Origin of the sequence: Paramesorhizobium salinisoli (assembly GCF_003335045.1) — a bacterium.
GTDB classification, from domain to species: domain Bacteria; phylum Pseudomonadota; class Alphaproteobacteria; order Rhizobiales; family Rhizobiaceae; genus Paramesorhizobium; species Paramesorhizobium salinisoli.
On sequence record NZ_QOZG01000112.1, the window covers coordinates 1 to 493 of the forward strand.

The following is a 493-nucleotide window of genomic DNA, read 5'->3' on the forward strand; positions in this document are numbered from 1 at the left end:
CTGATCAAACCGCCTGGGTTGGCCCGAATGATGGCATGTTGGTGATCGATCTGGCCACGGATGGAAGTGCCGGACCTGACGGCCAGATCGATCAGACGAAAGAGATTGCCTTTTCGCTCTGGAAGACAGAGGACGAGCGCCAGGCGGAGCTCAGGGAAAAGGGCATCGACGATACCGGTCGACCGATCACCGATCTGGAAGGACTGCGCCATGCCTTCGATAGCAATGGCGATAACATCCTTGACGCATGGGATGCGCGCTGGAGTGAGTTCCGCGTCTGGCAGGATGCCGACCAGAACGGGATTGCCGGTCCGGGCGAACTCCTGACCATGTCGGAGGCCGGCATCAGGCTCATCGAGCTCATGCCTTCCAAAGAGGGGGTCAGGCAATTTGCCGACGGCTCGGCGATCACCGGCACCAGCAAGGCCCAGATGACGGATGGCACGAAGATGCTGGTCGGCGACGTCACCCTTGCCTTCAGGCCATCGCTCAC

Annotated in this window: 1 protein-coding gene; it reads left to right on the forward strand. The window is 60.6% G+C overall.

Annotated elements, in window-relative coordinates; translation table 11 throughout:
* Nucleotides 1-35: 35 nt before the first annotated feature.
* Nucleotides 36-493, forward strand: a 458-nt coding sequence (locus tag DUT91_RS25150; protein ID WP_147272317.1) for a hypothetical protein, incomplete at its 3' end; no start/stop codon positions are given.